Raw genomic sequence first — 24,692 nt, 5'->3', positions numbered from 1 at the left:
CGGTCGCGTATGCAAAACCCGCCCTCCGCATTCTCCGCATCTCCGACAAGCGACAACCTTATCGCCAAGGCCCTGCCCTTCCTGGGACCGGGCGCGCTGGCCGTGCGGGCCAGCTATCGCCGCCAACGCTTTTCCCGCCACGCCCACGACGGCTACGCCCTGGGCGTCATCGAATCCGGCGCCCTGGCCTTCCGCTACCGGGGGAGCAACCTCGTGGCCCCGGCCGGCAGCGTCAACCTCGTCCAGCCGGGCGTGCCCCACGACGGCGAACCGGCCCTGCCCGAGGGCTGGCGCTACCGCATGCTCTATCTGCCGCCCGAGGCCCTGGCCCGGGTCCTGCCCGAAGGCGCGGCCCTGCCCTCTTTCCGCCAGGGCGTCATCGAGGACCCGGGGCTTGCGGCCATGGTCGCCGCCGCCCACCGCCGCATCCTTTCGCCTTTGGCGAGCGATCTGGCCCGCGAAACCTGCGTGCTTGCACTCCTGGCGACCTGGATCGCGCGCTATGCCGCGCAGCCCGCGCCCGCGCGCGACCCCGGCCCCGAGCCCCGGGCCGTGCGCATGGCCCTGGACATCCTGGCCGCGCGCTTTCGCGAGAACGTCACGCTCGGCGAGCTCGCCGCCGCCGCGAGCCTTTCCCCCTGGCACTTCGCCCGTGCCGTCACCCGCCACACCGGCCTGCCGCCCCACGCCCACCTGCTGGCCAACCGCCTGCGCGCCGCCCGCGCTGCCCTGTCCGGCCCCGAACGCCTGGCCGACATCGCCTCCGACACGGGGTTCGCCGATCAGAGCCACCTGACCCGCGCCTTCGTGCGCCGTTTCGGCCTCACGCCCGGGGCCTACCGCAAGATCGTTCAAAACGTCGACGCGTAAAACACGTACGCCTGCGCCAACGTCTTTTTTCGGAGGAGACATGGCGACACGCGTCAAAGCCGTGGCCGCGCTCATCGCGGCCATGATCCTGGTAGGCTCCTCGCTGGCCACGGGCCGTGTCCTGGTCGCGACCCTGCCCATCCATTTCGCTTCGTTGCTGCGCTTTGCCCTGGCGAGCCTCGTGCTCGCGCCCCTTGTCCTCGTGCGCGAAGGCCGGCTGCCGCACCTGTCCCGACGAAGCCTCGCCATCGTGTTCGCCCAGGCCCTGTGCGGTTCCTTCCTCTTTACGGTCTGCCTGCTGTCCGGGCTGCGCCTGACCGGCGCGGCCGAAGCCGGCGTGACCGCAGCCGCGACGCCCGCCGCCGTGGCGCTCATGGGCTGGCTGCTGTTCCGGGAACGGCCCTCCGGCCGGGCCGTCGGCGGCATCCTCGCGACCATGGCCGGCATCGCCGTCCTTACCGCCGGCGCGGGCGCGGCACAGGGCCCCGCCCCCTTGCAGGGCAATGCCCTGGTCCTTTGCGCCGTAGTCTTCGAGGCGGCCTTCCTGCTGCTGCGCCGCGCCGTGCCCGAGCCGCTCTCCCCGCTTGGCGCGGCGCTATGGGTCTCGCTTTGCGGCACGGCCCTCTTCCTTGGGCCAGGGCTCTGGCAGGCCGGCGACATCACCGCCGCGGACCTGACGCCGACGGCCGTGGCGGCCGTGCTCCACTACGCCCTCGGCGTCACGGTCGCAGCCTATGTGTGCTGGTTCTACGGCGTGGTGCGGGTGGATGCGGCCACGGCCGGCGTGGCCACGGGAATCATGCCCGTGGCGGCCCTGGCCTTTGCGGCGCTGGTGTGCGGGGAACGGATCGGCTGGCGGGAGATGGCCGGCTGCGCGGCCGTGCTGGCCGGCATCGTCTGTCTGGCCACGGCAGGAACGGCACGCCCGGCCCGGACCGCCGTCGCAGGGGCGGTCCGGGTCGAACGTCACGACTCATGAGCCGGTTTTCTTCGGCGGCGGCACGTAGCCGTCCGGCAGGGGCGGCGCAGGCTCGACAATGGGCGGTGCGATGGGGGCCGAGACCTTGGGCGCGGCCGCCGGCTGGGCTTTCGGCGCGGGCGCGGCAGCAGGCGCGCTCGCCGCGGCCGGAGCCTTGGTGCCGGCAGGCCGCTCCGAGACCAGGCGCGGCTCGGTCACGCCCGCGCCGAGCAGTTCGGCCTCAAGCATCGCGCGCGAGCCCGCCTTGCCGGCAGAAACCGTGTAGAAGGGCTTGTTGTTGCGCTTGCCCTGGTCCATGCGGGTGGAAAAGCCCTTCGCCTCCAGGATCGCCATGAGCTGCTTGCCCGATGCGGCATGGGCGAATTCCCCGACCTGGAATGTGAGGTAGGACTGGTCGCCGGGCACAGCCGCGTGCTGCGGCGCGGGAGCGGCAGTGGAGACGGCCTGCGGCGCAGGCTCGGGAGCCGGCTGCTGCGCCTGTTGTTCGAACAGCGCGGCCCCCGGTTTTTCCACCGCCGGCTGCGCGGCCGGGGCGGGCGTGAACGGCTTTGGCGTATAGTCCGCTCCCGCTGGCGGCCGCGACGCCGGAGACGTCGACGGCACGGAGCCCGATGCGGGAGCCGGCACGGTTGCCGGCACAGGAGCTGGCGCGGCGGCGGACGGCGCAGGCGCGGGGGCATATGCCGGAGCGGCCGGCGGCGTCTGGCGCGGCGGCGGTGGCGGCGGTGGCGGCGTCCGCGACCAACCGGTGTCCGTGGACGATTCCGGAGCGGGATGGCCCAGGATCTCCTTTTCAAAACTCTTGTCCGCAGCGCAGCCGGAAAGGCAAAGCGCCGCCAGGACGCACAGGGTCGTCGCAAGCCGCATGGCGACTCCTTTGGTCGGGGTTTCGTCCCGGGTCAGAACGCCATGCCCACGAGGCGGGCGAGCAGGTCCCGGGCCGCATGAAAGGTGCGCAGGGCTTCCTCCAGGGCGGCGGCGTCCCCGGCGGTGGCCGCGCGTTCCACGGCCTCGGCGGTGCGGCGCAGCCCTTCTGCCCCGATGGCGGCGGCGGAGGATTTCACGGTATGGGCATGCAAGGCCACCGCCTTCCAATCCCCGGCCCGCCATGCCTCGTCGAGCCGTGAACGCCGCTCCCGGACCTCATTCCAGATGTAGTCGAAAAATCGTGCGAATTCCTTCCTGCCCACGCCCATGCGTTCGCGGGCCGCATCAGGGTCGAAGGCCTGTCTGTCCTCGGGCGCCATGGCTGCCCCGCATGGATACACTCCCTTCATGCACCCTCCGCAGCTGCGGCGCCTCCCGAGCGCCGTACCCCGAACCGCTCGAACCGGGGTTATTGCAGAAAGACCACTTCCGTGCCCACATCGATCAACCTGGCCAGATCCTTGCCCTCATCGTTGCGCATGCGGATGCAGCCGCTGGTGACCGGCCGGCCGATAGAGCCGGGGTTGTTGTTGCCGTGGATGCGAAAGCCGTACCCGTGGGACAGGATGATCTTGAACGGTCCCATCGGGTTTTCCTTGACGCCGGGCTTCACCACCTCCGGGAGCGTCTTGCCTTTCTTGCGGGCGCGCTCCTTCATGGCCGGGGTCGGCCGCCACCAGGGCTCGAAACTGATGCCCGTAACCACGCCCCAGCCCTGGGGCGCTTCCATGTCCCGCCCCGGCACGGCCACGGTATAGGCGCGGGCCAGGTGTCGCGAGCCGTCGGGCAGGTTCTCGTAGAGGTAAAGCCTGCGCTGGGACAGGCGCACCTCGATGGAATACCGGTTCTTGCTCGCATTAAATTCCGCGACCCGTTCGTCGAGACTCCCCTGGCCGCCGGAACGCGTCAGGGACGCCAGATACGCATCCAGGCCGCCGCCGTCGGCCACGGGCGCATACGAAGCGACCGCATGGCGCGGCACGGCTTCCCGCGCGCCGCCCGCCGGCTCGCGCACGAGCGTCAGGCCCTGCAACGAAGCCGTCTCGGTCTTTTGGGCCAGCCCCACCCCCGGCGCGGCCAACACCAGGCACGCCGCCAAAACGAAAAGTCCCCGCCCCCGCATCGCAGCATCCTCCCGGGCGCACCGCCTCTCGTCCCCACGAGGGCCATGCGCCGCGCGCAGCATCCGACCGCCGGTGTCCCCTCAAGCGGTCTTGTATCGTACGACCGGACGGCGACGCGCCGTCTGGCGTAAAAAATTCGCATCCGGCCAACCCAGGGCGACCACGGCATGGGCGGCCTCCTCGGGCGGCAGGCCCGCCGCGGCCTTGACGCGCCTGTCATGGCGCATGGCCTCCACGGCGTAGCCGATCAGGCACGTCCCGAGCCCCATGGCATGCGCCGTCAGCAGCATGTTCTGCGCGGCCAGCAGCGCATCCTCGGCCGGGCAGCTCGCCCCGGGCCGCGAGCCGATGATCACGGCGGCGACGGCACCGTGAAAAAGCCGGTCCGTGCGGTCGCGGTCCCAGGCGGCCAAGGCGTCCGCGACCGAAGCGTAATACTCCCGGTAATAGTTCTCAAGCTCCGGGCGGCCGATCAGGGCGTAGGCCTTGCGCGCAAGGCCCATGGCCGCGATGCGGTTGAGCCGCCGGAAAAATCCGGCCACGACCTCGCCGAACCCCGCCACCGCCGCCCGAGACGTGAGCACGGTGAAGGTCCAGGCCTGGGAATTGGTGCCCGACGGCGCGGTCACGGCCGCGCGGATGAGGTCCTCGAGCATGGGGCCGGGCACGGCCTTTTCCGTAAACGCGCGGCAGGAACGCCGGGAGCGCAGCAAATCGACGAGAAGTTCGGGCGAAAATTCCCCCGGCGCGACAACCTTGCCGGACGGGGTGAAGGTGGCGAAGGTGTCGGCGTAATTTTCCTCGTCGCCCAAAGTCACCGCTGCGGCCGGGCACACCGCCCGGCAATGGCCGCAGCCGATGCAGTCCGTCCCCTTGACCGCGGCGCGCTGCCCGTCGAAGGCGATGGTCCCCGACGGGCACAGCCGGGCGCACGCGCCGCAGCCGACGCAGGCTTCGGGGTCGATTATCGGAAGCGGACTTGCCATGCCGGATATCTCTCCATGCGCGTGCGAGGCAAAACGCGGCGTCAGGGCCGGCCCCTGTCGGCCAGAGCCGGCTCGACCTTGGCCAGCCGCCGGGCCCCGACGAGCCACCGTTCGTAATCGGTTCCGGCCAGCCGGTCCACTCCCACGCCGCCCCGCCTCGGGCTCGAATGGAGCATGCGCCCGCCGCCGAGGTAGATGCCCACATGGCTGATGCCTGCGGCGCGGTCCGTGGCGAAAAAGAGCAGATCCCCGGCCTCGAGTTCCGTCGGCGCGACCGGCTGGCCCAGGCCCGCCTGGAGCCGGCTTTGGCGCGGCAGGTCGCAACCCAGGCGGGCGAATACGGCCCTGGTCAGGCCCGAACAATCGATACCGGCCGCGCCGTCGCCACCCAGGCGGTAGGGCGCGCCCATGTACGGCGCGGCCAGGCCCAGGATGCGCTCGCCGCGTTCGGAAAGCGGCCCCATGTCCACGGGGAGCACGGCGGCCTGGGGCCTGGGTGGCGGCGGGCCGCCCAGGGCGGCCTGGGCGCGCAGGGCGTGCATCAGGGCCTCATGGTCGGCCTTGCCTTCAAAAAGCGGCTTGTAGTTCGCGTTGACCTTGACCGGACTCGTATGCAGCATGCCGAGGCTGTCCTCGTAGCCATAGATGGTCCGGCAGGCCCCGGGCGCGGGCGCAATGAGCACCGCGCCGCAGCAAAGCCCGAAGGCGGCCAGCATGCGCGCGCCCGGCCTCATACCGCGCCTCCGTAGGTGATGCGCCGGACGTCGCCGATGCGCGTGGTCTTGACGCATTCGCGGCGGAAGGAGCACAGCTCCTGGCCGCAACGGTCATGGACGCCCCAGGCGAAACAGGGGGCAAAGCCCTCGCCCTTCTGGATGGCGCGCACGGCGTCGATGGTGGTGAGCCCCGAGACGTCGAGGCCGAGCTCGCGGGCCTTGTTCTTGAGTTCGCGCACATCGAGGCCCATGGGGCCGTAGAACGCCTCGCGGCCAAGGCCCGACTCCGGAGTGTCGAACAGGCGCAGGAGTACCGTCGCCCCGCCGCTTTCGGTTGTTTGCAGCGTGATCTCGCCGTTGTGCTCGAGTACGGCCTTGCGCGCCAACGTCAGGCCCACGCCCGCCCCACGCGCCTTGGTGGTGAAAAAGGGATCGAAAAGAAACGGGACAAGATCCTGGCGCACGCCGGGCCCGTCGTCGGCAACGGTGATCGCCACGCCGTCGTCGCGGCGACTCAGGGCCACGGCAACATGGGCGACGTCTTTTCCGGAAAATTCCACGGCGTTTTGCAACACTTCCTGGAGCGCCTGGCCGAGCAGGCCCGCATCGGCCACGATCTCGACCTCTTCCAGGGAAAGCGAACATTCCAGGCGCTTGTGCAGGCTCTCGGCCTCCCGTTCGGCCCTGTCCGCCGCTTCCCGGACCAGATCGGCGAGATTGACCGCCGTCAGGCGCGGGTGCGGCAACGACGCAAGCCGCACCACCGCCGCCACGAGCTCCTCCAGCCGGCGCGCCTCCTGGAAAATGATGTCCGGGGACTCGGTTTCCAGATGCCGCTCCTTGTGCTCGCGCAGGAGCTTGAGCGCGAAACCGCCGATGGCCGCCGCCGGATTGCGGATCTGATGGGCCACGGAAAGGGCCAGGTTATTGAGGCTCTCGATCATGTCGTATTGCAGGCGGTTTTTTTCGCGCAACACGATGGTTTCGCGTTCCCGGCTGCGATAGAGCGCGGTGACGTCGTCGATGAGCAGCGTCACGCCGGCCCGCCTGCCGTCGAGCTCCGGGCAGGAGGCGGTCATGGAGAAGCGGCGTTGTTCCCCGTCGGGGCGCAGGTATTCGGTCAGGCAATGCCGGAAGGATCGGCCCCTTTCCACGGCCTCGACGAGGTTGCGGTTGAACTGCTCGTTGAACGGTTCCGGCCGCAACAAGGCGCGCCACCCCTTCCCTTCCAGGGAATCCGACGGCAGTCCCAGCAACGTCCCCGCCGAGGGGCTGGCCACCAACACGTTCCCCTTGGGATCGATGACGACAAGGCCCACCGGCAGGGTTTTGATGACGTTTTGGACAAGTATCTGTCTGACGCTCGGCATGGTGCGCCTCTGGCCGGGGGGGAGACCCCCCGGCCTGCGCTACAAATAGGCCTGCGGCGGCCCGATGGCAAGCGCCGAACCGCAGGTCGGCGCGTCAGGGTTTCTTGGCTTTGGCCGCGGCGGCCTGGGGGTCCTTGGCCACGGCCACGAACTCCTCCAGCACCTCGAGGGGCACGGCGCCGCGCACCGCCGCGCCGTTGACCAGGAAGATCGGCGTGCCGTTGAAGCCGAAATCCCGGGCCTCCTTGACGTCGGCCGCGATGCGATCGGCGAGGTCCTTGCGCTGCAGGTCCTTGGCCAGGCGGTTCATGTCCACGCCGAGCTCCTTGGCCATGGCGGAAAGCGCCTCGTCGCCCTTTTCCGCGACGTCCTTCTGGTTCGCGAAGGCCTTGTCCATGAACGCCCAGGCCTTTTTGGGGTCCTGGAGGTTGATGGCTTCGAAGTAGAGCGCCGCCCGGACGTCGTTTTTGCCCGAAGCGAAATGCTTGAACACCAGGCGCACGTCCTTGGGATGGTCCTGGGTGAGCTTCTTGACGGTGCCTGCGGCCTGAGCGCAGAAATGGCACAGGAAATCCGAATATTCGACGATGGTCACCGGCGCGTCCTGGGGACCGATCGAAGCGCGGCCGGCATCCAGGGCGGGTTTGAGGGGCTTGGCCAGTTCCGCGGCGAAACGGGCCCGTTCCATTTCCTTCTGGCGGTTCCTGGCCGCGACCTCGACGACCTCGAGCACCGCCGGACCTTGCTGACGCAGGGCTTCTATAACGATTTCGGGATGTTCGCGCAACACGGTGCGCACCCGTTCCAGATCGTCGTCGGCATGGGCCGGACCGGCCAAAGCCGCGACCAGCACAGGGGCGATCGCCCATTTCCACTCGCGCATGGGTCCTCCAGGAGATGTCATTGCGGCATGAGCCTCGCGCCGCTTATAGGACCTTTGCCTGCGCCTGTCATCCGCCGCCCATCGACTCCCGGCCCCGAATAGGGTAGGCGGAAAGGATGGAACTCCTGCTGCTCCTGGCGGGGCTTGCCGCCGTTTTCCTGGTCTTTTGCCTGACGGGACCCAAAGCCGGTCCCGGGGGCACCTGACTGCCCGAGTCCTGCCGCCGGGGACGGCACAGCGAGGATACCGATTCCGGGAATAACGCCGCAACGGGCCGCAAGGCCGGGGAGTGACGCCATGCCGCACCAACGCCTTTCCTGGCTGCCGCTTGTGGCCCTGCTGCTCCTTGGCCTTTGCGCGTGTTCGCGCCCGCCGGCGGACGACGCCGCGCGCAAGGCCCGGGTTTATGAACTCTACGCCGGCTACAAGAAGGACTTCCCCCAGGCCCCGGAAATCTCTGCCGCGCAAGCCGTGGCCCTGGCGCAACAAGGCGAACTGCTGCCCATCGACGTGCGCGAACCGGTCGAACGCGCCGTCTCCACCCTGCCCGGGGCCGTGACCGCCAAACAATACCTGGCCGATCCCGGGCGTTTCGCCGGCAAAAAGGCCGTGGCCTATTGCACCATCGGCTACCGCAGCGGCGTCTGGGCCGCGCAGGAGGCGAAAGAGGGCCTGCCTGTGGCCAATCTGGCCGGGGGGCTCCTCGGCTGGCTCCATGCCGGCGGCACGCTCGTCGACGCCAAGGGCGAACCCACGAAGACCGTCCACGTCTACGGCCGGACCTGGGACCTCGCGCCCAAGGCCTTCACCGCCGTATGGTAGGCTCCCGGCCGTAATAGCGCAGGAAATAGCGCCGCCCCGTGGCGTCGGCCAGCCCCAGCCGCCGCGCGGCCAGATAGGCCGTGAAAAGCCGCAGCACGGCAAGCATGCGCGCAAAAAAGCCCTCGCCGCTCCAGCGCCGCGGCGAAACGACGATGCCGCCGCCAAGGAGCACGGTCTCGCCGGCTTCGCGCAGCCTTAGCGACAGCTCCACGTCCTCCATGAGTGCCATGTCCGGGAAACCGCCGCCAGCCGCCAGGGCCTCGCGGCGGAAGAATTGTCCCTGATCGCCGAAGCTGATTCCGAAAAACCGCGCGCGAAAGGTGTTGAGGCCGGAAACGAGCGAAAGCCTGGTCCCGCCGCCGGCAAAGCGCATGCCGACCGCGCCTCCGGCCACTTGCGGCGTGCGCGAAAGCGCCCCGAGCACCCGGCGCGGCACGTGGGCGTCCATGCGGCAATCGGCATGGAGCACCAGCACCGCCTCGCTCGCGCAAGCGGCGACCCCCGCCGCGATCTGCCCGCCCCGGCCGCCGGCCGCGACCATCACCCGCGCCCCGTGCGCGCGGGCAACGTCCACGGTCGCATCGCGCGAGCCGCCGTCGGCCACGACCACTTCCGCAATCTCCCCGGCGGCCAGGGGCGCGGCCAGGGAGCCAAGGCATGCGCCCAGGCGCGCGGCCTCGTCCCGGGCCGGCACCACCACGGCCAGGCGCGGCGCTGGAGCGAACGCCCTGCCCCGCACGAGCATCAGCGGGCGCACGGCTCCGGCCAGGACCAGGCCGAGCCAGGGCAGCCAGACGGCGGCGAGCGCCGCGCCCTCGCCGCCGAGCCCTGCCGGGCGCAGCCAGCCGGGCGTGGTCACCAGTCCCTGGGCGGCAAAGAGCCACCACAGCGCCCACGTCGGGCGCAGCGCCCAAAGCGGGACCAGGGGTAGCAAATACCAGGGATAGACCGTGGGCAGGCAGGCCAGGGCGACGCAGCAGGCCGCGGCCGGGCCGCGCCGGACGTCCTGGACGGCGAGCCACAAGAGCGCCAGCGCGGCCGCGCCGATGCTCATGGCGGCAACCGGCGCGGCCGGGCCGAAAAGCGGCCAGAGCAGGGCCGCAAGCGGCCCGCCATGGGCATTGAAGCGGGCAAAGGCGGCCAGGGAGGCGAAAAGCCCTGTCCCCGCGCCGGCGAAAAAGACAAATGCGCCAAGCGGCGCGGCGGCCCAGAGGGCTTTTTTCGCATTGCCGCCGCGCATGAAAAAGGGCGCGAGCGCAAGTGCCGGGTATTTGACCATGCCCGCCGCGCCGAGCAAGGCGAATCCGAAACCGTCGCGCCGGGAGCCGAAGGCCCAAAGCGCCAGGGAAACGAGCGGGATCATGAGCGCATCGAGGTGGCCTTCCCCCGCGCCCATGACCAGGGACAACGGGTTGGCCACGGCAAGAAGCAGCAGCGCCGCCGGCGCGGCGCGCCGGGAAAGGACCATGGCAAGGGCCGCGCAGCCGAGCAGGTCGGCCAGGGCCGCCGCCGCCCTAAATCCCAGGGGCGTGGGCGAAACAGACGCCACGAGGCGGCAATAGAGCTCGGCCAGGGGCGGATACGCGGCCGCAAGCTCCTTGTGGTTGACCCCGGGCAGGGCCTGCCGCGCCGGTTCGGACAAAAGCGCCGCCGTGCGCGCATCACCCGGGGCGAGCAGGTAGGGGTTGCCGCCGCGCCGTTGCAGCGCCCCTTCGACGATGTAGCGGTTGACGTCGGAATCGGCCGGCCACGCGCACAGAAACAGCAGGCGTAGCGCAAGCCCCAGGCCGAGGAGCATGACGGTCGTCCTGCCCCGCCCGCCGTCCGGGAACCGCCGCACGGCAAACGCCAGGGCGGCGAAGGACGCGGCGAAGCAGGCCGCGTACACGCCGCGCCCGGCCGCAAACGCCCCGCACAGGGCCAGGGCGAGCAGACAGGCGGCAAGCGCGAGCAGCGGATGCGGGAATTTCAAAACGGCGCGCCATGGCGCGCGGCGGCTTCCCCCGCCAGCGTCGGACGCGGCGCGCGCGGCTTCGCAACGGGACGACGGCATGGCGTCACCGCCCGTTGAGCGACCAGTCGTAGGGCGTATAGGCCAGCTCGTGCCGTCCGGCCGCGTCCATGGCCGCGGCCAGGGGCGGAGCGGCGTAGCGCCGGATGAAGCGCCACACGCCCTCGGGGCCGCCGAAGTCCTCGCCGTACCAGTCGAAAATGCGGCTGACGTGGAGCGTGCCGTCCTTAAAAAAGGTGTTGGCCGGGTTGTTGATGCAAGCGCGTGCGGCCGCGTCCAGGGCGGCGTCCAGGGTCGCGCCCGCATAGGGCGCGCCGGCCAGCGGCGGGCAGCTCTTGGAGGCGCAGTTGACCGCGAAATGCACGCGGGGGTCGTGGAACTGCGGCCGCAGGATGCCATGCTCCACGTCGTCGAGGCTGACCGTGCCCGCACGCAGGCGCACGAACGCGCGCTGCCAGGGCGAGCGGAAAAGGTTCCCCGCGTCCTTGATGGAGCGGATGCCGGGGTAATGTTCGAGGATGAGCTTGAGCGTCCAGGCGTTGTAGACGTTGATATAGTAGGCGAAGCGCTCCGGGCCGGACAGGGCGGCCGGGTCCACGGCGGCCAGGGCGGCAAGGTAGTTGTCGAGTGTAGCTTCGTCTTTTTTAAGTCCCGCGTAATCCACCACGCCGTCCGCGACATGGGCGGCGAGCAGCGCGGCGTAGGGGGCGTCGCGGTCGGCGGCGCGGCTTGCGGCCGCCGTGAAAAAAAACGCCAGCGCGCACAGCGCGGCGACGATCCTCCCGGCCATGGGCCGTTTCCCTTCCGCCCCGGGCGGCGTCAATTGAGCTCCTCGCACAGCGCCCGGCCGAGGCCCCCGCGGCGCATGGGCCGCCAGGGTAGTCCCGAGGCCGGCGCATCGCGGTCCAGGGCCTTGCCGCTGACGCCGATCCAGACCCCGGCGCGCCGCGCGATCCGCTTGTTCTCGCAATCGAGGGTCACCTGCTCCACGGCATAGGCCACGGGTTCCGGCGCATTGTGGTCCTCGGCCAGTTCCCGGCCTTCCTGTTCGGAAAAAACGCGCTTGATCCGGACCTGGACGAAATCCCCCCGCACCCGCACGGAATGGGGGTCGTAATACAGGCTCACCGACTTGTCCGCATGGGCGGCCAGAAACTTCCAGTCCGTGGCCAGGGCCGAAGCCGCCATGGCCAACAACGCCGACAGGCATAACACCACTACCCGCATGCCCGGTCCTCCTCTCCCATGCGCGCCCCAATTTCCCCAGGATGGACACTAGCATCGGCTACGCCCGGACACAAGCGCAGGCGGCCATCCCCTTGCCGCCCTTTGACGAAGCGGGCGAAGGGCCTTATGGGGATTGCGGGGAGTCGGACAGGTCGTCGCCGCGGGCCGCAAGGCCCGGGGAGGAAAGTCCGGGCTCCATAGGGCGGGACGCTGGGTAACCCCCAGCGGGAGCGATCCCGGGAGAGCGCCACAGAAAGCAAACCGCCCGCGCGAACCCCGCGCGGGTAAGGGTGAAACGGTGGGGTAAGAGCCCACCAGTTGTCGCGGCGACGCGGCAAGCTCGGCAAGCCCCGTTCGGAGCAAAACCAAATAGGAGGGCGTCAAGGCTGGCCCGGCCGTGCCCTCGGGTAGGTTGCTTGAGGCCGCGAGTAATCGCGGTCCTAGAGGAATGACGACCGCCCCGGATCTTCCGGGGAACAAAACCCGGCTTATCGGCCGGCTCCCCCTTTTTTCACCGCCAACCCAAAGGAATTCCCGTGTCCGTGTGGACCGTGCTCCTGGCCGCCGGGTCCGGCACCCGGCTGGCCTCTGCCGCAGGCGGCGTCAAAAAACAGTTTCTGCGCCTGGACGGCCGCCCGCTCTACTGGCGCTCGCTACGCGCCTTCGCGCGCTGCCCCGAGGTCGCGGGCGTGGTCGTGGTCTTTCCCCCGGCCGACCTTGCGGCCGCGCAGGCGGAGCTCGACGCGCTTCGCGCCAGGGAGGACCCGGGCGTTGCCGTCGTGACCGCCCCGGGCGGCGTGCGGCGGCAGGACTCCGTGGCGAGCGGGCTGGCCGCCCTGCCGCGCGCGTGCCGCTTCGTGCTCGTGCACGACGCCGCGCGCCCCTTCGCCGATCCGCCGCTGATCGGCCGGGTCATCGACGCCCTGCTTGCGGGAAAAAAGGCCGTCATCCCGGTCCTGCCCGTCACGGACACGATCAAGGAAATGTCGGGCGGCGTGGTCGCGCGCACGTTCGACCGCAACGCCCTGGCCGCGGTACAGACCCCCCAAGGATTCGAACTGTCCCTGTTGCGCCAGGCCTTCGCCCATGCCGGCGAGGATTTCGACGTCACCGACGACGCGAGCCTCGTCGAACACTTCGGCCAGGACGTGACGACCGTGGCCGGCGCGTCCGAAAACCGCAAAATCACCAACCCGGAGGACCTCGCCTTGCTCGCCGCAAGCCCCGCCGTCGCCGTGCCCGTGGTCGGCTACGGCTACGACGTCCACCGCTACGCCGATCCCGCCCGCCCCGGCAAACAGCCGGCCCGGCCCATGAAGCTCGGTGGCTACCCCATCCTCGGCGCGCCCGAGGTGCTGGCCCACTCCGACGGCGACGTGCTGCTGCACGCCCTGGTCGACGCCATCCTCGGCTGCGTTGCCGGTGGGGACATCGGCGCGCTTTTCCCGGACAGCAACCCGGACTTCGACAACATGGCCTCGGGCGTGTTCGTGAGCGAAGCGCTGCTTTTGGCGAAAAGCCGGGGACTTGCCATCAGCCACGTGGACCTGACGGTCATCTGCCAGATTCCGCGCATCGGCCCCCATGCCCAGGCCATCCGCTTAAACGTCGCGGCGCTGCTCGGGCTCGACAGATCCCAGGTCAACGTCAAGGCCACCACCGAAGAGGGGCTGGGGTTTACCGGCGAGAAAAAAGGCATCAAGGCCGTGGCCCTGGTCACGGGCTGGCGGCAGGCCGGGCAGGACGCCTCCGCGGCCCCGGGGTCTTGACGCCGCGCGCCCGGGTCGGGTTATACTCCGGTCATGGCCTTAAACGACGCCGTCGCGCCGCTTCCGCCGGTCAAGCTCAACAGCGCCCGCCAGCGCACCTGGCAGGCCCTTTTCGTCACCCCTCCCCGGGCGGACATCGCCTGGGACGACGTCACGGCGCTCATTCGCGCCCTGGGCGGCCGGGAAATCCACCATCACCAGAAAACAACCGGCTCGCGGGTGCGGTTCCTGCTCGGCGGGGTCAAGGGCTTCTTCCACCGCCCGCATCCGGAAAACGTGCTGGGAAAAGGCTGCGCCGCCGATGTCCGGGATTTCCTCGTCCGGGCCGGCGCGACGGCCTGAGGTCGAAACACATGGCAAACGACGCCTGCTACGCGACCTACAAGGGCTACTGCCTGGAATGTCAGGTCGAGGACGGCGGCCTGCACGGCCGCATCGCCGGCATCCGCGACGTGGTGACCTTTCACGGCGAAACGCCGCAAGACCTGCAACACGCCTTCGAGGAAGCCGTGGACGACTACCTGTCCGTGTGCGGCGATGCCTGCCTTTCGCCCGACGCACCGTCGGCCTGAAGCCCTTTCGCGCGCCCCCGCGCGGCCCTGCCATTGCGCCCCATGCCCCTTTCCCGCTGCGCGTGACGCCACGCCCTTCCAGTTGACAATGATTTTCATTTCCAATACCAGAAGGCGTCCCGGATCGTCCGCGCCGGAGGTCATGCCCGACGCGCCGCAAGGCCCGGAAGTCCGCGCCGGGCCCCAAGGCGCGCTCCTGCACCGGCTGCCGCGACGGTTCGGGACAATACCGTTTCGGAGGCGACTTTCCCGTGATTCCTTCCCATGTCGGCCGCGCCCTGCAAACCTGCATCGCCGCGCGCCAGCCCGTGTTCCTCTGGGGACCGCCGGGTGTCGGCAAAAGCCAGGTGGCGGCGCAAACGGCCGCTGTCCTGCACCTTCCCCTGCTCGACATCCGCGCCGTGCTGCTCGATCCCGTGGACCTGCGCGGCCTGCCGCACATCGGTGAGGATCGCCGCACCCACTGGCGCGCCCCGGCCTTTTTGCCGACCGACGGCGCGGGCGTGCTCTTTCTCGACGAACTCAACGCCGCGCCGCCCCTGGTCCAGGCCGCCTGCTACCAGCTCATCCTCGACAGGGCGCTCGGCGAGTACCAGTTGCCAGACGGCTGGGCCGTCCTCGCCGCCGGCAACCGCGACCAGGACCGCGCCGTCACCCACCGCATGCCCACGGCCCTGGCCAACCGCTTCGTGCACCTCGATTTTGAACCGCACCTGCCGGACTGGCTGGCCTGGGCGGAACGCGCGGGTATCCGGCCGGAAGTGACCGCGTTCCTGCGCTTCCGCCCGGCGCTGCTGCACGATTTCGATCCCACCCGCGCCGACCGCGCCTTTCCCTCGCCGCGCTCCTGGGCGTTCGTGTCCGCCCTGCTCGCCGCCCGGCCCGATGCCGCCATCGAAGCATCGCTCGTCGCCGGGGCCGTGGGCGAGGGCGCGGCCGTGGAATTCGACGCGTTTTTGCGCCTGTGGCGGGAGCTGCCCGACACCGACGCCGTGCTGGCCGATCCCGACGCCGCCCCGGCCCCGCGCGACCCGGCCGTGGCCACGGCCATCTGCGAAGCCCTGGGCAGGCATGCCCGACCCGAAACCATGCCGGCACTCGCCCGCTACGCCGCGCGGCTGCCGGCGGAATTCGGCGTGCTGCTCATGCGCGAAGCCGTGCGCAACGATCAAACCACCGCCGCGACCGACGCCTTCGCCGCCTGGGCGCGCGACAACGCCGAGGTGTTCGCGTGAACGGCCCCGATCCCGTGGCGCGCAAACTGGCCAGGGCGCGCATGGAGCTGGTGCTCGGCCACCCGTTTTTCGGAGCCATGGCCCTGCGCCTTTTCCTGCGCGAGGACGCGGCCTGCGCGGACCTCTGGACCGACGGCGTGACGCTCGGCTACAACCCGAACGTCCTCGTCTGTCGCGACGAGGAGGACATTGCGGCCATGCTCGCCCACGTCATCCTGCACGTGAGCTTCGAACACCACCTGCGCCGCCGCGACCGCGACCCGGCCCTGTGGAACAAGGCCTGCGACCTGGCCGTAAACGGCCTGCTCGCCGAAGCCGGGTTCACCCTGCCCAAGGGCTACCCCTTCGACGCCGCCCACGCCGGCCGCCCGGCCGAGGCCATTTACGCCGCGCTTTCCGGGGAACTCGAAGAACGCCCGGGCGCGGGCGGCGGCAAGCCTTCCCGGCGCAAGGACGCCAGCGCCCCGGACGCAATGGGCGGCGGCGAAGGCAAGGCGCCTTTTGCCGGCAAGGCGCGCCAGGCCGAGGCGGCGGCCGGGAAGTTCGACGCCAAGGGCGCGAAGAAAACGCGCCAGTCCGCATCCGGAGATCGCGACGCGCCGGACAAACCCCGCGATGGCGCATCCGCCCCGGCCCGGGGCGAGGTGCGCGACCACCCGGACCTCGCCGGCGACCCGGGCGAGGCCACGCGCCGCGAACTGACGACGCGGCTGCGCCAGGACGTCAGCCAGTCGCTGCGCAGCGCCTCGGACATGGGCAACCTGCCCGCTGGGCTCGCCCGCCAGCTCGGGGAACTGGCGCAGCCGCGCCTGCCCTGGGGCGTGCTGCTGCGCCGGTTCATCCTTTCGCGCGCGGTAAACGACTATTCCTGGTCGCCGCCCAATCGCCGCCACGTGCACCAGGGGCTGTACCTGCCATCGCCGCGCAGCCAACAGCTCGGCGACGTGGTGCTCGCCATCGACACGTCCGGGTCGGTGGGCGACGCGCTGCTGCGGGCCTTTTGCGCCGAGCTGACGGCCATTCTCGACACCTGCGACACGCGCCTGCTCGTCTCTTTCTGCGACGCCGCAGCAAGCGACCCCGTGGTCCTCACCCGCAACGACCCGCCGCTCGCGCTCTTTCCCGCCGGCGGCGGCGGCACAGACTATCGGCCCGTTTTCGCCGTGGTGGAGGCCATCGGCCTGCGCCCGGCGTGCCTGATCTACTGCACGGACCTGGAATGCGACCGCTACCCGGACGAACCGACCTATCCGGTGCTGTGGGTCGCTCCCGAATCGGCCCGCAACCGGCCGCCCTTCGGCGATGTCCTCGAACTGCCGGCGGCGTAAGGAGGCTTTTGCATGCTCATCACTTGGCGCATCGAGAAACAACGTGGCAACCTGCGGCCGGAACTGACCTATTCCGTCATCCTGGAAGGCCACGAAAAAGGCCTCGCCCTGCCCTACGTGCGCGTGGAATCGACCATTCCCGAGCCGCCGGCTTCGTGGCAGGCCCATTGCCACCCGCACGAGCACGAGCGCGCCGGCGCGCCGCCGGCGGGCCATTACAGCCTGTCCACGCCGAGCCACGCCATGCGCGGCACCGGGCAGACCTTGCGCCTGCCGTGGCGGGAGGACAACGCCTATCCCGAAGTGGAGGAATCGTTTCGGCTGTTGCGCGCGGCCTTCGAGCAGGAGCTGGCCGCGGCCCATGCCAGCGAGCCCATGGACGTGACGGGCAAACTCGTGGTTTCCGGGGAACTCAAGCGGGACATGGCCGCCGCCATCGTGGCGGACAGGCTGCTGCGGCTGGCGAAACAGCCTGCGCTCAGCTGATGTCCGTAATCTTCGAGAGTTTGCCGTCGCAAAAGACAAATTCGGATCGACCGGAGAGCGTTATGCAATCGCCCTCATGCAATCCATTGGGAAGATCGACCGCCAAAACACCGTGAAAATCCAATGAGATGTTCGCCATGTCGCCGGCTGCTTCAAATCCTGTCACGGCCAGCTTCCGGGACGCGAATAATTTTTTTGATTGCTCCGCCAACGCACGAAACGCCTCAGCGCCCGAGGTCCTCGCGTTGACTTCGCCATTGGCGATGTTGCTGAATTCAACATCAGGATGCACCGTTTCCATCATGCCCTCGACATCAAGCGCATTATAGGCGGCAAGATATCGCTCGATCAGGGCTCGTTTTGCCTCGTCGCGCATGGATGCCTCTGTCCCAAAAGCCGCTGCGCTTCATAGTGCTTGCACGCTCCACAGCAGAGGAACGGCAGCATCCCGCAATGGCGCATTTTCGCTGGCAACGTGCGGAAAACGCTTCCAGACCGCGGCGTGCCGACGACAGTTGCGGCGTAATCCGTATGCCCGGCCCTCCTCCCCTGACGGGAGAAGCGATATCATTATCCGCGCAACATCTTGTAGTAATTGATCAGCCCGTTGGTCGAGCAATCGTGCGAGGCCACGGGCTTTGCGTCTTCCAGTTCCTTTAGGATCGCGCCCGCCAGCACCTTGCCGAGCTCCACGCCCATCTGGTCGTAGGAATTGATGTCCCAGATCGTGCCCTGGGTGAAAATCTTGTGCTCGTAGAGCGCGATGAGCGTGCCGAGCGTCTTCGGGTCCAGGGAGTCGTAAAGGAACGAATTGGTCGGCCGGTTGCCCTCGAAGGACTTGGCCCGGGCCAGCAGTTCCAGGCGCTCGGGCGCATAGCCCTTGCCGGCAAGCTCCTCGCGCGCCTGCTCCACGGTCTTGCCCCGCATGAGGGCCTCGGTCTGGGCGAAGAAGTTCGACAGCAGCATGTCCTGGTGCCGGCCCAGGGGATTGAGGCTCTTGGCCGCGGCCAGAAAATCGCAGGGGATGAGCTTTCTGCCCTGGTGGATCAGCTGGTAGAAGGCGTGCTGGCCGTTGGTGCCGGGCTCGCCCCAGATGATGGGGCCGGTGGTGTAGTCCACGAACCGGCCGTCGTTCGAGACGGACTTGCCGTTGCTCTCCATGTCGCCCTGCTGAAAATAGGCGGCGAAGCGCGTGAGGTACTGGTCGTAGGGCAGGATGGCCTGCGTCTGCGCGCCGAAAAAATTGTTGTACCAGATGCCGAGCAGCCCCATGACGATGGGGATATTTTTATCCAGCGGTGCGGTGCGGAAGTGTTCGTCGGCGGCAAACGCCCCTTCGAGCATGGCCGCGTACTTGTCGAAGCCCACGGCCAGGGCGATGGAAAGCCCGATGGCCGACCACAGCGAATAGCGCCCACCGACCCAGTCCCAGAAGGCGAACATGTTCTCCGTGTCGATGCCGAAGGCGGCCACGGCGGCGGCGTTGGTGGAAAGGGCCACGAAATGCCGGGCCACGGCGGCCTCGTCCCTGGCATGGGCGAGGAACCAGTCGCGCGCCGTGTGCGCGTTGGCCATGGTTTCGAGCGTGGTGAAGGTTTTCGACGCGATGATCCAAAGCGTCGTCTCGGGATCGACGCGCTTAAACGTCTCGGCCAGATGCGTGCCGTCCACGTTGGAGACGAAGTGCGCGGTCATGCCGGGCACGGCGTAATGGGCCAGGGCGAGCGAGGCCATCTGCGGCCCCAGGTCCGAGCCTCCGATGCCGATATTGACCACGTCGGTGATCTTCTTGCCAGTGTATCCCTTCCAGGCCCCGGAGTGGATGCGCGCGCAGAAATCACGCATCTGCGCGAGCACCCGGTTGACATCGGGCATGACGTCCGCGCCGTCGACCAGAATGGGGCGGTTGGCGCGATTGCGAAGCGCCACGTGCAGCACGGCCCGGTCCTCGGTGCGGTTGATTTTTTCGCCGGAGAACATCGCGTCGCGCCGGGCCTCGACGCCCGCCTGCCGGGCCAGTTCAAACAGCAGGGACATGGTCTCTTCCGTCACCCGGTTTTTCGAATAATCGAAGAGGATGTCGCCCAGGCGCAGGGAGAACTTGTCGAACCGGCCGGCGTCGGCGGCGAACAGGTCGCGCATGCGCAGGTCCCTGGCGATCTCGAAATGCTCGGCCAGGGCGGCGTAAGCGGGCAGTTCCGTGAAAAGCGGCATGGGGTGCTCCTTGAGAGGGAACGGATGGGGTTAGGGCTTTGCCGCACGCACTGCGGCGGGATGCAGCGGACGGTTGACACGGCCGAGGATATGCCGGTGCTGCGCCGGAGGTTCCATGGCCAAGTGTCCGTATACCACGAGCTTGGCCCAGTCTTCAATAAAAAGCCAGATGATGCAGTAGCCCCAGATGAGCCCGACGTATTCCCAGGGCACGGCGGCCACGAACCAGCCCAGGCCCACGCAGGCCGTGGCCAGGGCCTTGGTGGCCAGGGCCGACCAGATCATGGCCGGCGCGGGATGGGGCGGCGCCCAGAAGGGCTTGCGCGAGCGGGCGACGAAAAGCGTCAGATGCCCGGCGACGGCCAGCTTGAGGAAGATGAAGGACTGGATCTGCGCCAGGTCGAGCTTCAAATAGGTCTTGGCCAGGATGAGCAGGCCGAAGGTCTCGATGACGCCGATGACGCCAAGAACCGTGGAGAGCGTGAGCACGCGGCGCATGTCCCAGCGCACGGGGTTGGGGTCGAGGTAGGTGTTGTCGTAGGCGATGGTCATGATGGGCACGTCGTTTAAAAGCGCGAGCAGGATGATCATGACCGCGGTGATCGGATAGAAGTTGTAGACGAGGATGGCGAGCACCACGAAGAGCATGATGCGGATGGTCTCGGTGATGCGGTAGATGGCGTAGGAGTTCATGCGCTCGAAGATGCGCCGGGCGTATTCCACGGCCTCGACGATGACGGACAGGCCCGGCGCGGTGAGCACGAGGTCGGCAGCGGCGCGGGCCGCGTCCGTGGCCCCGGACACGGCGATGCCGACATCGGCCTGTTTGAGCGCCGGGGCGTCGTTGACGCCGTCGCCGGTCATGCCGACCAAGTGCCCCCTGTTCTGGAGCGCCTTGACGATGCCGTACTTGTGCTCGGGAAAGACCTGGGCGAAGCCGTCCGCGGCTTCGATGCGCTCCTCCACGTCCACGCCCAGGCGCGAAACATCCGCGCCCTCGGCGAAAAAGCCCCCGGCCGGAACGATGCTCTGGCCAAGACCGAGCTCCCTGGAGATTTCCCGGGCAATGGCCGTGTTGTCGCCGGTGACCATCTTGACGGCGATACCGTGCTCGCCGGCCTTGGCGATGGTCGCGGCGGAATCCTCACGCGGCGGATCGGACAGCGGCAGGATACCGCAAAACACCCAGGCCCCCTCCCCGTCCTTGCGCGCGACGCCGAGCGTACGCGAGCCCTTGGACGCGAGTTCCTCCACGGCGGCGTCGGCCCTTTGTGCATCGGCGGCGGAAAGGGAACACAGCCCCATGATCACCTGCGGCGCGCCCTTGGTCACGCGAAACGCCGCGCCCGCGGCGTCGGTCACGGCCGCCTCGGTGCGCTTGCCCACGGGGTCGAAGGGCGTAAACGCCGTCTGTTTGTAGCCCGCCAGCGCCTTTTGGTCCGGCAGGCTCTCCAGGATCGCCAGATCGATGGCGTCGCGGTCCTCGGCCTTGGAGGCCAGGCCGCCGAGGAGCAGGAGTTCGGCCGCGTCCCTGGCCGCGAAAACGATGGGTTCGCCCAGGGTGAGCCTGTTTTGCGTGAGCGTGCCGGTCTTGTCGGAACAGAGGATGTCCATGCCGGCCATTTCCTCGATGGCTTCCAGTCGCGAAACGATGGCCTTGAGTTTGGACAGCGCAAGCGCTCCCACGGCCATGGTCACGGACAGCACCGCGGGCATGGCCACAGGGATGGCGGCCACGGTGAGGATGAGCGCGAACTGGGCCAGTTCGAGGATCTTTTCGCCCCGGTCGAGGCCGACGAGGATGAGCACGGCGACCATGGCGAGGGTGAGGTAGATGAGGTAGTTGCCGATGGTCATCACGGCTTTCTGGAAATGGGACGTCGCGCCCGCCGTGGAAACCAGGCGCGCGGTCTTGCCGAAAAACGTGCCGGAGCCGGTGGCCGTGACCACGGCCACCATCTCGCCCTGTTTGGCCACGGCCCCGGAATAGACCGTGTCGCCGACTTTTTTCGCCACGGGCAGGGATTCGCCGGTGAGCGCCGCCTGATCGACGCTCAGGTAGTCGCCCTCGAGGCAGACCGCGTCGGCCGGGATGACGTCGCCCAGGCGCAGACGGATGACGTCGCCGACGACCAGGGTCGCGGCGTCCACCCCGCCCCAGGCCCCGTCGCGCAGCGCCCTGGCCCGAAGCGCCAGCTGGTTTTTGAGCGCGGCCAGGGCGTTTTCCGCCTTGTGCTCCTCGAAAAAGCCGATGGCCGCGTTGAAGACGAGCAGCACCAAAATGATGGTGAGGTCGGCCCAGTGCCCGACCACGGCCGAGAGGATCGCCGCCGCCTCGATCATCCAGGGAATGGGGCCCCAGAAGTAGCCGCACAGCTTGAGGAGCGGGTTGACCTTCTTCTCGGGCAGGGCGTTGGGGCCATTTGCGGCAAGACGTTTGGCCGCCTCGGCCCCGGTCAGTCCTTCCGGGGTGGCCCCGGCGTCCTTGAGGACCGCGGCGAGGGGCTTTTTCGCCGCGTCATGCGCTTGATCGGCCATGGGCGTCTCCTTTGGCGGGAATGGGCGAGGCGGGAGAATAAAGGATCATGCCCGTCCATTACCACAGCGCACGGCGATATGCACGGCCCACCGCCGTAATGCCACCCGATGAAACCGTACCGTCACGCGGAAGGCAACGGCGCGCCAAGCGACAGCACGGCCGCGGCGTATCCCGCGCGCAGCGCCTCCATGTAGGCCGCGTCCACGGGGCCCTTCCAGGTCTCGATTTCCGCGAAGCGTTTGGGAATGCGCGTGGCAAGCGGATCGTATCCCGTGGCGATCTTCAGTCTCCAACGCGCCCGGCGGGCGTTTTCCGCTGCCGTATCGATGCCGGCCGCGAGCTCCCCATGCCCGAGGCAGGACAGGGCCGCGGCGACGACCTCGGGCTTGTAGACCTCGCGGGCGAACAGGCAGGCCACGAGGCAGGTCAAAAGCACGCGCTCGCGCTCGTCGTCCACGAGGAATTTGACCACCGCGTCCACGTCCTTCTCCTTGTGTTTCTGGTCGTAGGAATAGGCCCCGGTGTCCAGGTGGGAATGGCGGAAGGACACGGTCTGGGAGGCGAAATAGGTCTCGCCCGTGGCGTAGCCGGCCATCTCCTGGCCGAGCACGCAGGCGAAGTCCTCGCCGCCGTACTGTCTGGCCGCGACAAGCGCCCCCTGTCCCAGGGCGGCGTAGAAGTCGTTGACCTTGTGGCCAAGCAGCCACATCGCCCGCTTGAAAGCGGCCGCGTCGCCGAAGGCAAGCTTCACCTCGGTCTCTTTTTCGGAAACGAGTCCCTTTTGCGTGGCTTCCACGGCCCAGGCCAGGGCCACGCCGGCGGAGATGATGTCCAGGCCCTGGCGGTCGGCCACGTCGTTTATCGCCAGCACCTCGCTCGGGTCGGTGACGCCGAGCATGGGGCCGGCGGCGAAGTTGGGCTCGTGGTCGTAGGCCACCTGGTGGATGGCGAAGCGGTGGGAAGCGGAGAACATCTCGCGCACCATGCCGACGTGGATGCAGCCCACGGGACAGCCGGCGCAGGCGGCGTTGTGCATGAGCAGCTTTTCCGCGAACGCCTCGCCGGAGATCTTGTCCGCCTCCGGGTCGGTGGTCGCGGCCAGATTGCGCCAGGGCAGGGATTTGAGGGCGTTTAGGGGCAGCACGTTGGCCGGCGTGCCGAGGTTGTGGTATTTCTCCATCATCCCCGACGCGGTAACCTTGTCGTGGATTTCCTTAAACAACTTCGGATAGGCCTTGTCCTCGGGGAGCGCCAGGTCGCCGTCGCCCATGACGACGAGCGCCTTGCAGTTTTTCGCGCCCATGACGGCGCCCGCGCCGAGGCGGCCGAAGTGGCGGTAGGTGTCCACGTTGATGCAGGCGTAGGCACTGCCGTTTTCCCCTGCCGGGCCGATGCGCATGATGCTGCGGTGGCCCGAGGCGCCGGCGGCGATCTTGCGCAGGAGCTTGCCCGTGGTGAAGACGTCCGCGCCGCGCAGGTAGTGGACGTCGAGGAGCTCGATGCGCCGCGCCCCCACGACGAGCGTGGACAGGCGCGCGGCCTTGCCCGTGACGACCAGCGCGTCGAAGCCGGCGAAGCGCAGGGCCAGGGCCGAGCGGCCGCCGGCGTGGGATTCGGCGTAGTTGCCGTTGTAGGGCGACTTGAAGCCGCACACGGTCTTGCTCATGAGCGGAAAGTAGCCCGTGGCCGGGCCGATGGCGAAGATGAGCGGCTGGCCGGGATCGAACGGCGGGGCCGTGGGCAGGCCGTATTTCTCGAAAAGCAGCGCCGCCAGCCCCGAACCGCCGATGTATTGCCCGCGCCCGGGCACAAGGACGATGTCGCCGCGCCTGGCGGAAAGATCATAGACGAGGACGCGGAACAGGTCGGGGTCGTTATTTTTCGGCGACATTGCAGCTCTCCAGGCAGGGCGCGGCCGGGGCGGCGGCTTCCACCAGCTCCAGGCAGTCGTGGGGGCAAAAGGGGATGCACTGGCCGCAGTGGATGCACACGCTGGGGTTTCCGGCGGCGTCGAGGTTGATCGCCTCCACCGGGCAGGCGGCCGCGCATTTGCCGCACTGCACGCACAGGGATTTTTTGAGCAGCACCCCGCCGCCGGATTTGCGCGGGCTCATGGCGCCCGTGGGGCAGGCGGCGGCGCATGGGGCTGGGTCGCAGGCCAGGCAGAGCACGGCCTGGAACCCGCTGGAGACGCCGCCCGTGGAGCGGATGCGGATGCCTGCGGTGTTCCAGGAAAAATTTTTATACACAAGCCTGGCGCAGGCCAGGGAACAGGAGTGGCAGCCGATGCAGCGCTCCATCCGCAGGGCGCGATGGACTTTCATGAACAGGGCTCCTTCGGCCTTGCGGCCAAAAAAGACATAATGGTTCCGGGGAATTCCGATCCTCACTGTGGCAGACACGGAGCATCGGGTCAACCGTGACCGGACCACTTGCCGTGCAAAGGTTTTTTGCGCGGGCGGGCCAGGGATTCCTTGACCCGTCCCCGGAATCCGCCTATACCCCTTCTTCCTAACGGGGGCGTAGCTCATCTGGGAGAGCGATGCGTTCGCAACGCATAGGTAGTGGGTTCAAGTCCCATCGCCTCCACCAAGAAAATCAGGGCCTTGCGGCTATTTGCCGCAAGGCCCATTT

The 24,692-nt window shown here is 68.8% G+C and carries 24 protein-coding genes, 1 tRNA gene and 1 other RNA gene; 11 read left to right on the top strand and 15 right to left on the bottom strand.

Going from position 1 to position 24,692, the window contains the following annotated elements; translation table 11 throughout:
• Positions 1–9: 9 nt before the first annotated feature.
• Both Q368_RS0107945 and Q368_RS0107940 read left to right on the top strand, forming a co-directional pair.
• On the top strand, positions 10–870 hold the full coding sequence (locus Q368_RS0107945; RefSeq protein ID WP_084158709.1) for an AraC family transcriptional regulator: 861 nt from the start codon (positions 10–12) through the stop codon (positions 868–870).
• A gap of 40 nt (positions 871–910) precedes the next feature.
• Positions 911–1,849 (top strand): DMT family transporter, encoded by a 939-nt coding sequence (locus tag Q368_RS0107940; RefSeq protein WP_029458502.1) that lies wholly within the window; start codon positions 911–913, stop codon positions 1,847–1,849.
• Here Q368_RS0107940 and Q368_RS0107935 read toward each other — a convergent pair.
• From Q368_RS0107935 to Q368_RS0107905, 7 genes are all read right to left on the bottom strand, one after another.
• Complete coding sequence (locus Q368_RS0107935; RefSeq protein WP_029458503.1) at positions 1,844–2,716, bottom strand: SPOR domain-containing protein; 873 nt, start codon at positions 2,714–2,716, stop codon at positions 1,844–1,846. The two genes, Q368_RS0107940 and Q368_RS0107935, sit on opposite strands and share 6 nt — an antisense overlap.
• Before the next feature lie 32 nt (positions 2,717–2,748).
• On the bottom strand, positions 2,749–3,126 hold the full coding sequence (locus tag Q368_RS0107930) for an Hpt domain-containing protein (protein ID WP_029458505.1): 378 nt from the start codon (positions 3,124–3,126) through the stop codon (positions 2,749–2,751).
• Positions 3,127–3,185: 59 nt separating this feature from the next.
• Positions 3,186–3,899 carry a L,D-transpeptidase gene (locus tag Q368_RS0107925; RefSeq protein WP_029458506.1) on the bottom strand — a complete coding sequence of 238 codons (714 nt, stop codon included), beginning with the start codon at positions 3,897–3,899 and terminating at the stop codon, positions 3,186–3,188.
• An 81-nt stretch (positions 3,900–3,980) separates the two neighbouring features.
• Positions 3,981–4,886 (bottom strand): nitroreductase family protein, encoded by a 906-nt coding sequence (locus Q368_RS0107920; RefSeq protein ID WP_029458508.1) that lies wholly within the window; start codon positions 4,884–4,886, stop codon positions 3,981–3,983.
• Between the two features lie 41 nt (positions 4,887–4,927).
• Complete coding sequence (locus Q368_RS23040; RefSeq protein ID WP_084158710.1) at positions 4,928–5,620, bottom strand: C40 family peptidase; 693 nt, start codon at positions 5,618–5,620, stop codon at positions 4,928–4,930.
• On the bottom strand, positions 5,617–6,972 hold the full coding sequence (locus Q368_RS0107910; protein WP_029458510.1) for a sensor histidine kinase: 1,356 nt from the start codon (positions 6,970–6,972) through the stop codon (positions 5,617–5,619). Before Q368_RS0107910 ends, Q368_RS23040 begins: the two co-directional genes overlap by 4 nt.
• 94 nt (positions 6,973–7,066) lie before the next feature.
• Positions 7,067–7,855, bottom strand: a complete 789-nt coding sequence (locus tag Q368_RS0107905; RefSeq protein ID WP_029458512.1) for a DsbA family protein — start codon at positions 7,853–7,855, stop codon at positions 7,067–7,069.
• A gap of 297 nt (positions 7,856–8,152) precedes the next feature.
• Between Q368_RS0107905 and Q368_RS0107895 the strand changes: the two genes are divergently transcribed.
• Complete coding sequence (locus Q368_RS0107895) at positions 8,153–8,677, top strand: rhodanese-like domain-containing protein (RefSeq protein ID WP_029458513.1); 525 nt, start codon at positions 8,153–8,155, stop codon at positions 8,675–8,677.
• Here Q368_RS0107895 and Q368_RS23825 read toward each other — a convergent pair.
• The 3 genes from Q368_RS23825 to Q368_RS0107880 form a co-directional block, all read right to left on the bottom strand.
• A complete protein-coding gene (locus tag Q368_RS23825; protein WP_245611300.1) occupies positions 8,661–10,649 on the bottom strand; it encodes an MptA/MptB family glycosyltransferase in 1,989 nt (662 codons plus the stop codon). The genes Q368_RS0107895 and Q368_RS23825 overlap by 17 nt on opposite strands.
• Before the next feature lie 85 nt (positions 10,650–10,734).
• The gene (locus tag Q368_RS0107885; protein ID WP_029458516.1) at positions 10,735–11,478 is read right to left on the bottom strand and encodes a DUF547 domain-containing protein; all 744 of its coding nucleotides are present in this window, start codon (positions 11,476–11,478) and stop codon (positions 10,735–10,737) included.
• Positions 11,479–11,507: 29 nt separating this feature from the next.
• Positions 11,508–11,915, bottom strand: coding sequence for a surface-adhesin E family protein (locus Q368_RS0107880; protein WP_029458519.1), 408 nt, complete (start codon positions 11,913–11,915; stop codon positions 11,508–11,510).
• Positions 11,916–12,054: 139 nt separating this feature from the next.
• Between Q368_RS0107880 and rnpB the strand changes: the two genes are divergently transcribed.
• The 7 genes from rnpB to Q368_RS0107850 all read left to right on the top strand — a co-directional run bounded on the left by rnpB (position 12,055) and on the right by Q368_RS0107850 (position 17,305).
• An RNA gene (gene rnpB, locus Q368_RS23840) (RNase P RNA component class A) lies at positions 12,055–12,422 on the top strand.
• A gap of 29 nt (positions 12,423–12,451) precedes the next feature.
• Positions 12,452–13,684 carry a 2-C-methyl-D-erythritol 4-phosphate cytidylyltransferase gene (gene ispD / locus Q368_RS0107875; RefSeq protein WP_029458520.1) on the top strand — a complete coding sequence of 411 codons (1,233 nt, stop codon included), beginning with the start codon at positions 12,452–12,454 and terminating at the stop codon, positions 13,682–13,684.
• A gap of 33 nt (positions 13,685–13,717) precedes the next feature.
• Positions 13,718–14,026 (top strand): type II toxin-antitoxin system HicA family toxin, encoded by a 309-nt coding sequence (locus Q368_RS0107870; RefSeq protein WP_029458521.1) that lies wholly within the window; start codon positions 13,718–13,720, stop codon positions 14,024–14,026.
• Between the two features lie 11 nt (positions 14,027–14,037).
• Positions 14,038–14,256: a hypothetical protein gene (locus tag Q368_RS0107865; protein WP_029458522.1), complete on the top strand. Its 219-nt coding sequence runs from the start codon at positions 14,038–14,040 to the stop codon at positions 14,254–14,256.
• A 251-nt stretch (positions 14,257–14,507) separates the two neighbouring features.
• A complete protein-coding gene (locus Q368_RS0107860; RefSeq protein WP_029458523.1) occupies positions 14,508–15,491 on the top strand; it encodes an AAA family ATPase in 984 nt (327 codons plus the stop codon).
• Entirely contained in the window at positions 15,488–16,819 is a 1,332-nt protein-coding gene (locus tag Q368_RS0107855) for a vWA domain-containing protein (protein WP_029458524.1), read from the top strand. The genes Q368_RS0107860 and Q368_RS0107855 overlap by 4 nt, the downstream gene beginning before the upstream one ends.
• A 12-nt stretch (positions 16,820–16,831) precedes the next feature.
• Complete coding sequence (locus Q368_RS0107850) at positions 16,832–17,305, top strand: hypothetical protein (RefSeq protein WP_029458525.1); 474 nt, start codon at positions 16,832–16,834, stop codon at positions 17,303–17,305.
• Here Q368_RS0107850 and Q368_RS0107845 read toward each other — a convergent pair.
• From Q368_RS0107845 to Q368_RS0107825, 5 genes are all read right to left on the bottom strand, one after another.
• On the bottom strand, positions 17,298–17,681 hold the full coding sequence (locus tag Q368_RS0107845; protein ID WP_029458526.1) for a nuclear transport factor 2 family protein: 384 nt from the start codon (positions 17,679–17,681) through the stop codon (positions 17,298–17,300). The genes Q368_RS0107850 and Q368_RS0107845 overlap by 8 nt on opposite strands.
• A 194-nt stretch (positions 17,682–17,875) precedes the next feature.
• Positions 17,876–19,519: a glucose-6-phosphate isomerase gene (pgi, locus tag Q368_RS0107840; protein WP_029458527.1), complete on the bottom strand. Its 1,644-nt coding sequence runs from the start codon at positions 19,517–19,519 to the stop codon at positions 17,876–17,878.
• Positions 19,520–19,549: 30 nt separating this feature from the next.
• Positions 19,550–22,057 carry a plasma-membrane proton-efflux P-type ATPase gene (locus tag Q368_RS0107835; RefSeq protein WP_029458528.1) on the bottom strand — a complete coding sequence of 836 codons (2,508 nt, stop codon included), beginning with the start codon at positions 22,055–22,057 and terminating at the stop codon, positions 19,550–19,552.
• 122 nt (positions 22,058–22,179) lie between these two features.
• Complete coding sequence (locus Q368_RS0107830) at positions 22,180–23,949, bottom strand: aldehyde ferredoxin oxidoreductase N-terminal domain-containing protein (protein WP_029458529.1); 1,770 nt, start codon at positions 23,947–23,949, stop codon at positions 22,180–22,182.
• On the bottom strand, positions 23,933–24,382 hold the full coding sequence (locus Q368_RS0107825; RefSeq protein WP_029458530.1) for a 4Fe-4S binding protein: 450 nt from the start codon (positions 24,380–24,382) through the stop codon (positions 23,933–23,935). Before Q368_RS0107825 ends, Q368_RS0107830 begins: the two co-directional genes overlap by 17 nt.
• Positions 24,383–24,574: 192 nt before the next feature.
• On the opposite strand from Q368_RS0107825, the gene Q368_RS0107820 reads away from it, so the two are divergent.
• Positions 24,575–24,650: transfer RNA gene (locus Q368_RS0107820), tRNA-Ala, on the top strand.
• Positions 24,651–24,692 lie beyond the last annotated feature (42 nt).

This window comes from Solidesulfovibrio alcoholivorans DSM 5433 (assembly GCF_000702665.1).
Classification (GTDB): Bacteria; Desulfobacterota; Desulfovibrionia; order Desulfovibrionales; family Desulfovibrionaceae; genus Solidesulfovibrio; species Solidesulfovibrio alcoholivorans.
Note: the sequence above shows the minus strand (reverse complement) of the source record. Positions and strands in the feature narration are given on the sequence as shown.

Bases quoted from the DNA above. Each gene is read 5' to 3' on its own strand.
- Q368_RS0107945 (WP_084158709.1), top strand. From the start codon at position 10: ATGCAAAACCCGCCCTCCGCATTCTCCGCATCTCCGACAAGCGACAAC.
- Q368_RS0107940 (WP_029458502.1), top strand. From the start codon at position 911: ATGGCGACACGCGTCAAAGCCGTGGCCGCGCTCATCGCGGCCATGATC.
- Q368_RS0107935 (WP_029458503.1), bottom strand. From the start codon at position 2,716: ATGCGGCTTGCGACGACCCTGTGCGTCCTGGCGGCGCTTTGCCTTTCC.
- Q368_RS0107930 (WP_029458505.1), bottom strand. From the start codon at position 3,126: ATGAAGGGAGTGTATCCATGCGGGGCAGCCATGGCGCCCGAGGACAGA.
- Q368_RS0107925 (WP_029458506.1), bottom strand. From the start codon at position 3,899: ATGCGGGGGCGGGGACTTTTCGTTTTGGCGGCGTGCCTGGTGTTGGCC.
- Q368_RS0107920 (WP_029458508.1), bottom strand. From the start codon at position 4,886: ATGGCAAGTCCGCTTCCGATAATCGACCCCGAAGCCTGCGTCGGCTGC.
- Q368_RS23040 (WP_084158710.1), bottom strand. From the start codon at position 5,620: ATGAGGCCGGGCGCGCGCATGCTGGCCGCCTTCGGGCTTTGCTGCGGC.
- Q368_RS0107910 (WP_029458510.1), bottom strand. From the start codon at position 6,972: ATGCCGAGCGTCAGACAGATACTTGTCCAAAACGTCATCAAAACCCTG.
- Q368_RS0107905 (WP_029458512.1), bottom strand. From the start codon at position 7,855: ATGCGCGAGTGGAAATGGGCGATCGCCCCTGTGCTGGTCGCGGCTTTG.
- Q368_RS0107895 (WP_029458513.1), top strand. From the start codon at position 8,153: ATGCCGCACCAACGCCTTTCCTGGCTGCCGCTTGTGGCCCTGCTGCTC.
- Q368_RS0107885 (WP_029458516.1), bottom strand. From the start codon at position 11,478: ATGGCCGGGAGGATCGTCGCCGCGCTGTGCGCGCTGGCGTTTTTTTTC.
- Q368_RS0107880 (WP_029458519.1), bottom strand. From the start codon at position 11,915: ATGCGGGTAGTGGTGTTATGCCTGTCGGCGTTGTTGGCCATGGCGGCT.
- Q368_RS0107870 (WP_029458521.1), top strand. From the start codon at position 13,718: ATGGCCTTAAACGACGCCGTCGCGCCGCTTCCGCCGGTCAAGCTCAAC.
- Q368_RS0107865 (WP_029458522.1), top strand. From the start codon at position 14,038: ATGGCAAACGACGCCTGCTACGCGACCTACAAGGGCTACTGCCTGGAA.
- Q368_RS0107850 (WP_029458525.1), top strand. From the start codon at position 16,832: ATGCTCATCACTTGGCGCATCGAGAAACAACGTGGCAACCTGCGGCCG.
- Q368_RS0107845 (WP_029458526.1), bottom strand. From the start codon at position 17,681: ATGCGCGACGAGGCAAAACGAGCCCTGATCGAGCGATATCTTGCCGCC.
- pgi (WP_029458527.1), bottom strand. From the start codon at position 19,519: ATGCCGCTTTTCACGGAACTGCCCGCTTACGCCGCCCTGGCCGAGCAT.
- Q368_RS0107835 (WP_029458528.1), bottom strand. From the start codon at position 22,057: ATGGCCGATCAAGCGCATGACGCGGCGAAAAAGCCCCTCGCCGCGGTC.
- Q368_RS0107830 (WP_029458529.1), bottom strand. From the start codon at position 23,949: ATGTCGCCGAAAAATAACGACCCCGACCTGTTCCGCGTCCTCGTCTAT.
- Q368_RS0107825 (WP_029458530.1), bottom strand. From the start codon at position 24,382: ATGAAAGTCCATCGCGCCCTGCGGATGGAGCGCTGCATCGGCTGCCAC.